The sequence below is a fragment of the Micromonospora sp. NPDC003776 genome (assembly GCF_053605645.1).
On the sequence record NZ_JBSGJR010000389.1, the window covers coordinates 1 to 6,809 of the forward strand.

A 6,809-nucleotide genomic window follows, 5' to 3' on the forward strand; every position below is an offset into this window, starting at 1 on the left:
GAGCAACTCGGCGGCCTCCCGCTCCACGGCCGAGGCCCCGGCCCGGACGGCGGCGACGTCGCCCTCGGCGGGCGCGGTCCGGCGGCGCAGGAAGTCGCAGAGGTGGGTCGCCTCCTGCCGGATGTGGTCGAACTCGCGGCCGGCGCCCGCGGCGCTCTCCGCCCGCGCCGCGAGCCGGACCAACCGGATGCCCAGCTCGTCCAGGCAGGAATCCACCTGCCGCTGGTCGTAACCGGTCTCAACGACGGAGAACCTCATACTGTCGCCCCCCAGGCAGCTGGTGTTACTTCCCCACCTGCCGATCCTGCTGGGCGCCGGGCACGACCGCGGCGGTTCCCACAAAATGTTCAGTATTCGAGGGCTCGGACTTCCGACGCCTCCGGCTCAGGGGTGCTTGGGCAGCACCACGACCCGGCCGAAGAACTCGTCGATGCGGCGCACCACGTCGTTGAAGTCGTCGAGGTCGATCGGCTTCGTCACGTACGCGTTGGCCTGGAGGGTGTAGCTGCCGACGATGTCGGTGTCGGCGTTGGAGGTGGTCAGCACCACGATCGGGATGGTCCGCAGGTCGTCGTCCTGCTTGACCTCGCCGAGCACCTGGCGCCCATCCATCCGGGGCATGTTCAGGTCGAGCAGGATCACGTCCGGGCGCTGGGCCTCGGTGTGCCGGCCCTGCCGCCGGAGGAACTCCATCGCCTCCTGACCGTCGTTGACGACGTCGATCACCTTCTCGACGTCGGAGTCCTCGAGGGCCTCCTCGATCATGAGGACGTCACCCGGGTCGTCGTCCACCACGAGAATGCGAACGGGGCTCGGCGTGCGGGGGCCCATGGGATACCTGCTTCGGGTCGGGGAGGACGGAAAGGAGGGAGACGATCAGCCGCTGGCGGGGAAATCTAGCCGATCAGAGGGCGGACGGCGAGGCCGGGTCGGGCGTGTCCGCGTCATACCGCAGGACGTCCCCGAGGCCGGTCACCTCGAGCACCCGGGCCACCCGGCCGGTCGCCCCGGTGACCCGGAGCCAGCCGCCCGCAGCGGCGGCCCGGTTGTCCCCCCGGACGAAGGCCGCGATCCCGGTCGAGTCGCAGAAGGTCAGATCGGTGAGGTCGATCAGGAACCGCCGCTGCCCCTCGGCGGCCAGCCGATCGAGGGCGTCGTTGAGCTGGGGGACGGTGCTCATGTCGAGTTCGCCGACGAGCCGGAGGCAGGCGCCGCCCCCGTCCCAGTCGGCGTACGCGAGGGTGAACGTCACCGCGACCCCTCCCGCCTCCGCCGCAAGCAGGGATGCTTGCAGTGATGCAAGCATACGCGGGTTGCCGGCCGGCGGCGGACCGAGGCGGCGCTCAGCGCCCCGGCGCGTCGGAGAGCTCGCCGACCAGCACCCGGGCCCGGTCGAGGAAGCGCCAGGCACGGGGGAAATCGCGCAGCTGCTGTCCATAGTGGTCGAGGGTGAGCCCGACGGCGCCGGCCGGCACGCGCCGGCTGGTCAGGATCCCCACCAGCCATTCGACGAAGTCGGTGAACAGGGTCTCGTCGTCGACGTAGAGCGCGGCGGCCAGGAAGTCGACGATGTAGCCGAGATCGCTGATCGTCGAGTCGAGCTGCGCCGGGGTGTAGTCCCGCACCGACGGCACCCGCTCGCGCAGGTCGGCCAGCGCGCTGTCGATCAGCTCGCCGCGCCGCTTGACCAGGCTGGCGTACTCGTCGTCGGCGAGGTGGTCCAGCCGGGCCGGCGGGACCACCCGCAGCGCCCGCTCGTCGGCGACCAGCTCCGCGGCGTCCGGCGCGTCCGGCGCCCACGGCACCCCGAGCACCCGGGCCCACCGGCCGTCGTCGCCGAAGCCGCGCCCGCCGACCACCACCGGCACGTCGGACCGGCGGCACGCCTCGATCATCCGGTGCGCGTACGGCAACCGCATCGGCAACGCACAGGCCAGGGCGACCGCGTGCGCGTCGTACCGGTGCAGGTAGGACACCAGGTGGGCGGCGGGGACGCTGGCCCCGAGGAAGGTGACCTGCCAGCCGCGCAGCCGCAGCACCTCGGCCACCAGACGGGCCGGCAACGCGTGCCACTCGCCGTCCATGCACGCCACCACGATCCGGCCCCGGGTCGGGCGGGGGTTCACGTACGCGGCGACCGCCGCCACCACCCGTTCGCTGATGTGCGTCGCGGCGTGCTCCTGGGCCACGCTCCACTCGTTGCGCGCCCACCGCTCCCCCACCTCGGCCTGCGCCGGGGCGACCAGGTCGAGCAGCACCCGCTCGGCCGGCACGCCGGCCTCCAGCAGCCCCGTGGCGACCTCGATGGCGGCGTACTCGTCGGCCTCCGCCAGGCAATCCAGGTAGCCCGGATACGCCGCGGCGGGGTCGGCCTCCATCGTCGTCGCGGTCACGCGTGGGCTCCTCTCGGATCATGCTCGGCGCGGGCCGGGGCCGGCACCGCGTGCAGGTGGCGGGCCGGGCGGACGTTCGCGCCGGTGGCCCGCAGCGCGAGCACGGCGATGTCGTCGTGGTCGCCGTGCGCCAGCCAGTCGCAGGTCACCTGCTCGACCCGCTCGGCCAGGGCCGGCGCCGGCATCCGGTGGCAGCCGTCGATCGCGTTGAGCAGCCGCTCGGCGCCGAACTGCTCGTCGCCACGCCGACCGCCCCGGGCCTCGGTCACGCCGTCGCTGTAGAGCAGGCAGGTCTCGCCGGGCTCCAGCCGTACGGTCACCTCACCGATCCGGGGATCCGGCACGACCCCGATCAGCATGCCGCTCAACGGCACCACCTCGACCTCGCCGGAGCCGCGCAGCACCAGCGGCGGCAGGTGCCCACCGCCGGCCATGGTGAGGGTCAGGCTGCCGTCGCGGTGCGGGCGGACCACCCCGAGCACCATGGTGGCGAACCGCCCCTGCCCATGAGCCTGGGTGGTCTCCAGCAGGGCGTCGTTGAGCAGCTTGAGCAGCCGCCCGGGCTGCGACTCGACCCGGTGCAGGGCGTGCAGGCACTGGCGGAGCTGGCCGGTGAAGACGGCCGCCTCCACGCCCTTGCCGGACACGTCGCCGAGGAAGAAGACCGAGCCGCCGTCGGCGAGCAGGTGCGCGCCGTAGAAGTCGCCGCCGATGCGCAGCCCCGCCTGCGCCGGCCGGTACGCCGTGCCCCACTGCACGCCGGTCGCCGCGGCCGGTTCGACCGGCAGCAGGCTGGCCTGGAGGGTGTCGGCGACCTCGGCCTGGTCGCGGTAGAGCACGGCGGTGGTCAGCGCCGCACCGCCCCGGGCCGCGAAGCCCCGCACCAGGTCAAGGTCCGCCTCGTCGTACCACCGGGAGGAACGGCGGGCGACCAGCAGCACGCCGGCCGGGGCGTCCCGGCCGGGCAGCGGCACCACCCGGGCGGTCGCCTGGGGCGCCGCGAGGCCCGGCAGCCAGCCGGCTTCGACGGCCTGCTCGACCAGCCAGTCCATGGCGTGCGGCTCGACCCCGGCCAGTCCCTCCTCGATCGCGCCGGGCAGGGCGGCGGCAGCGAGCACCCCGCTGTCCACCGTGGGCGCCTCGTCGTCGGCGCGGGCGGCCCGCCACCAGCGGGCCCGGCCGGAGCGCGGCGCCAGCACCAGCACGGCGACGTCGGCCAGGGTGGGTACGGCGAGGCGGACCACCGCGGCGGCGGCCCGGTCGGGATGCAGCGGATTGCCGAGCTTCTCCCCGACCACGGCCAGGAAGGCCGAGCGGGCCCGTTCGGCGAGCAGCGCGTCCGCGCGGCTGACGATCTCGGTGACGTCCTCGACGTAGCAGCAGCGGCGGCCGGCCGACAGCGGCACCTGCCGCACCCGCAGCCGCCGGTCGTGGTGGGTGAACTCGGCCGGTTCCGGGCCCAGGAGGGCCTCGACGCCCGCGGCGGCGAGCACCGCACCGGGCACCACCTCGGGAATCAGCCGCTCCGCGACCGGGCTGAGGTGACGCACGACACCGTCGACGTCGCAGACGATCAGGCCCTCGCGGAAGTGCTCGACGACTTCCGACCAGTCGGGGGTGGCGGGGCCGCGATCCGGCGCCAGGGGAGGCAGGACGGCCGGGGCCGAGGCGGCGGCGGTCCACGCCGGAGCCCGTGCGGTACTCGGCGTGGAGATCCGTCCGTCGCCCGGGTCAGAATCCCTGACGTCGGCAGCAGTCACCAGCTAAGCCCCACTCCTTTTATCGGCATCCGCGGACCGCCGGGCATGGCGGAGGTGATCGAATCTCTTCGTCCCACCCTACGCCGGTATGCCGGGACCGCCACCCCACAGCCTGCGGGCCCTCCCGTGGGCGGCGGCACCGAGCGGACCGGCCCCGGGGTTGTTACGATCCGGACGTCCCTGCCTGACCGGCAGCCTCGGGAAAGGCGTTGATGGTGGTGTCCCAGCGGAGAAAGCCGGAACCGACCCCGCTGAGCATTTCCGTGGACCGCTCCGACCTCACCGCACCGGTCATCAGGGTGGGCGGCGATCTGGCCTTCACCACGGCCGCGCCGCTGCGTACCGAGGTGGACCGGCTGCTCGCCGAGGGCCCCGAGACGCTCGTCCTGGACTTCGCCGACCTGCTCTTCATCGACAGCACCGGGCTGTCGGTGATCGTGCACGCCTGGCGGGAGGGTCAGCAGATCGGCACCGCCATCGCACTGCGGCACACCCCGCGCTTCCTCGCCACGATCCTGGACATGACCGGTGTCACCGGTCTGCTCGCCCGGCCGCAGCCGCATGCCGCCGACCGGCCCGCCGTGGGCGAGTCCGCGTCCGCCTGACACCCCGGGGGTTTCCCGATCAGGCGCGACTGGGAACATGTACCCATGCCCTCGCAGCTGTTGACCATCGAGGTGGACCGGCTCGACGCCGGGGCCGCCCGGCTTCGGCTGACCGGCGAACTGGACTTCGACACCGCTCCCGACCTCGTCGAGACGGCCGCGGAGCTGCGCCGGGACGGCTGCCAGGAGCTGCTGCTCGACTTCGCCGGGGTGGCGTTGTGCGACTCCTCCGGGCTGAGCGCGCTGGTGGTGATCCACCGCGCCGGCACCGCGGCGATCCAGCTCACCGGCATGAACCCGCAGGTCCGGCAACTTCTCGACCGGACCGGGTTGGGCGAGCTGCTCGCCCTGCCGCCACGGGCCGTCACCGACGAGTCCCGCGAGGCCGGCTGAGGCATTCCCGGGTCCGGGCAGGGGGTGGCCCCCGACCCTGGGACCAGGGGCCGGGGGCCGGGGAGGGTGGCTCAGGCGGCGGGCACCGGTTGCAGCCGCGGACCGTGTTCCCGCAGCTCACCCACCGTGGATGGCTCAGCGTCCTCCGGGGCGCCGGAATCGGGCGTCTGGAAGAGATACCGGACGAACTGCCCTCCCGCCTCGTTGTCGTCCGCTCCGGGCCACTGCCCCACGCAGTCGACGCCGACCACCTCCCGGCCGGTGCCGTCGGCCTCTTCCACCAGCGCCCACAGCGTCACGGCGTACGAGCGGGTGGCCTCGGGTTCGACCTGCCACCGCGCGTACCAGCCGGGGCGAGCGGGGACGATCTCGACGATTCTCTTCATGACGACCTTCCCTTCCGCGTGCATCGGAAGTCTCCCGGTCCACTCCGATGGTGGAGCGGCACCGGGTGAGCGCCCCTCACCCCCAGCGAATGAAGCTCGCCGGCCATTCGCGTCGTCGTTTCCTTCCCGGCAGCGCCGGGAAGGCCACGGGCGCAAGGCGCAACCCCGACGAGGAACGAGGTGCGACGATGCGCAAGCAGATGGAGGGCGACAACCAGCGCCGTCGGGCGCTCGCCCGCGAGGCCCGGGAACGCGGCCGGCGGCCGAGCGAGGCCGGCGCCAGCCTGAGCGCGTCCAAGCAGATCACCTCGCTGGACCAGCGGGAGCGGTCCGGCCCGCCGCCGGCCGGCCGGCACAAGCCGGACACCACGCGTGGTGGTCCCGCGCCACCTCCGGCGGGGGTGCCGGAACGGCCACGCCCGCTGCCGGAGGCCCGCTCCGGGCGGGTGACCACGCTCGGCTACCGCGATCTCGTCGACGATGTCAGTCGCCGGGCCGGGGTCGACTTCGGCACCGCGAAGGTCGCGGCGGAGGCGACGGTGCTCGCGCTGGCCTGGGCGCTCGACGAGGCCGAGCGCGAGCGGCTGCTCGAGGCGGTGCCGGTGAAGCTGCACGACGTGGTGCCGGTGGACGGCATCGAGCGACGCCGGGACCTGCCCGGCTTCCTGGCCGAGGTGGGCCGGCGCAGCCGCCTCACCCCGGAGCAGGCGCGCTACCAGGCCGAGGCGACGCTCGCCGCGTTGGCCGACGCCGACGGTGACCTGGTGGAGTCGCTGCGCGTACCGGACGGGTTGCGGGACCTGCTGGCCCCGCCGGAGGCCGGCGGCGGCCTGGTCGGCCCGACCACCACGGCCGCGCCGCTGACCGATCAGGAGCTGCGCGACGCGCTCGCCCAGTTGCCGTACTGGTCCAGTGACCGGCAGTCGCTGGTACGCACGATCGAGCTGCCCACCGGGAACCTGGACCGGGTGCTCGACCGGCTCGACCAGCTCCGGGCCGAGACCGGGCGCAGCCCGCAGATCGGCCGCCCCGACCCGGACAACGCGGTGATCACCGTCCGGAACCGGCAGGTCGACGGGGTGACGGGGGCGGACGTGGACCTGGCCCACCGGGTCGACGCCGCGATCGACGAGGCCGGCGCGGGCATGGCCGCCGGCTGAGCCGTACCCGGGCCGGTGGGCACCCCGCCCGCCGGCCCGGGGGCGGACCGGTACCGGTGCCCGCCGGGGGGAGCGCGGACCGCCGGGAGCTCGTCGTCGACCCGGCCCGGCC

The 6,809-nt window shown here is 74.2% G+C and carries 8 protein-coding genes and 1 pseudogene; 3 read left to right on the forward strand and 6 right to left on the reverse strand.

The annotated features are described in order from the left end of the window. From ACWEVO_RS25690 to ACWEVO_RS25710, 5 genes and pseudogenes are all read right to left on the reverse strand, one after another. Positions 1 to 258: pseudogene (locus tag ACWEVO_RS25690) on the reverse strand (ATPase); the annotation flags it as partial. A 126-nt stretch (positions 259 to 384) separates the two neighbouring features. Further along, positions 385 to 831: a response regulator gene (locus ACWEVO_RS25695; protein ID WP_452310077.1), complete on the reverse strand. Its 447-nt coding sequence runs from the start codon at positions 829 to 831 to the stop codon at positions 385 to 387. A 73-nt stretch (positions 832 to 904) separates the two neighbouring features. Then, positions 905 to 1,252 carry an STAS domain-containing protein gene (locus ACWEVO_RS25700; RefSeq protein ID WP_452310078.1) on the reverse strand — a complete coding sequence of 116 codons (348 nt, stop codon included), beginning with the start codon at positions 1,250 to 1,252 and terminating at the stop codon, positions 905 to 907. Positions 1,253 to 1,343: 91 nt separating this feature from the next. Continuing rightward, positions 1,344 to 2,393, reverse strand: a complete 1,050-nt coding sequence (locus ACWEVO_RS25705; RefSeq protein WP_452310079.1) for a cobalamin B12-binding domain-containing protein — start codon at positions 2,391 to 2,393, stop codon at positions 1,344 to 1,346. Next, entirely contained in the window at positions 2,390 to 4,153 is a 1,764-nt protein-coding gene (locus tag ACWEVO_RS25710) for a SpoIIE family protein phosphatase (protein WP_452310080.1), read from the reverse strand. The genes ACWEVO_RS25705 and ACWEVO_RS25710 overlap by 4 nt, the downstream gene beginning before the upstream one ends. Positions 4,154 to 4,416: 263 nt before the next feature. Between ACWEVO_RS25710 and ACWEVO_RS25715 the strand changes: the two genes are divergently transcribed. Both ACWEVO_RS25715 and ACWEVO_RS25720 read left to right on the forward strand, forming a co-directional pair. Beyond that, the gene (locus tag ACWEVO_RS25715; protein WP_452310081.1) at positions 4,417 to 4,758 is read left to right on the forward strand and encodes an STAS domain-containing protein; all 342 of its coding nucleotides are present in this window, start codon (positions 4,417 to 4,419) and stop codon (positions 4,756 to 4,758) included. Between the two features lie 45 nt (positions 4,759 to 4,803). Continuing rightward, positions 4,804 to 5,151 (forward strand): STAS domain-containing protein, encoded by a 348-nt coding sequence (locus ACWEVO_RS25720; RefSeq protein WP_452310082.1) that lies wholly within the window; start codon positions 4,804 to 4,806, stop codon positions 5,149 to 5,151. A 71-nt stretch (positions 5,152 to 5,222) separates the two neighbouring features. Here the strand turns inward: ACWEVO_RS25720 and ACWEVO_RS25725 are convergent, their stop codons facing one another. Further along, entirely contained in the window at positions 5,223 to 5,537 is a 315-nt protein-coding gene (locus tag ACWEVO_RS25725; protein WP_452310083.1) for a hypothetical protein, read from the reverse strand. Between the two features lie 188 nt (positions 5,538 to 5,725). Between ACWEVO_RS25725 and ACWEVO_RS25730 the strand changes: the two genes are divergently transcribed. Continuing rightward, the gene (locus ACWEVO_RS25730) at positions 5,726 to 6,697 is read left to right on the forward strand and encodes a DUF2267 domain-containing protein (RefSeq protein WP_452310084.1); all 972 of its coding nucleotides are present in this window, start codon (positions 5,726 to 5,728) and stop codon (positions 6,695 to 6,697) included. Positions 6,698 to 6,809 lie beyond the last annotated feature (112 nt).

What these genes read in the sequence shown, in the direction of transcription:
- ACWEVO_RS25695 (WP_452310077.1), bottom strand. Translation starts at nt 831, where the DNA reads ATGGGCCCCCGCACGCCGAGCCCCGTTCGCATTCTCGTGGTGGACGAC.
- ACWEVO_RS25720 (WP_452310082.1), top strand. Translation starts at nt 4,804, where the DNA reads ATGCCCTCGCAGCTGTTGACCATCGAGGTGGACCGGCTCGACGCCGGG.
- ACWEVO_RS25725 (WP_452310083.1), bottom strand. Translation starts at nt 5,537, where the DNA reads ATGAAGAGAATCGTCGAGATCGTCCCCGCTCGCCCCGGCTGGTACGCG.
- ACWEVO_RS25730 (WP_452310084.1), top strand. Translation starts at nt 5,726, where the DNA reads ATGCGCAAGCAGATGGAGGGCGACAACCAGCGCCGTCGGGCGCTCGCC.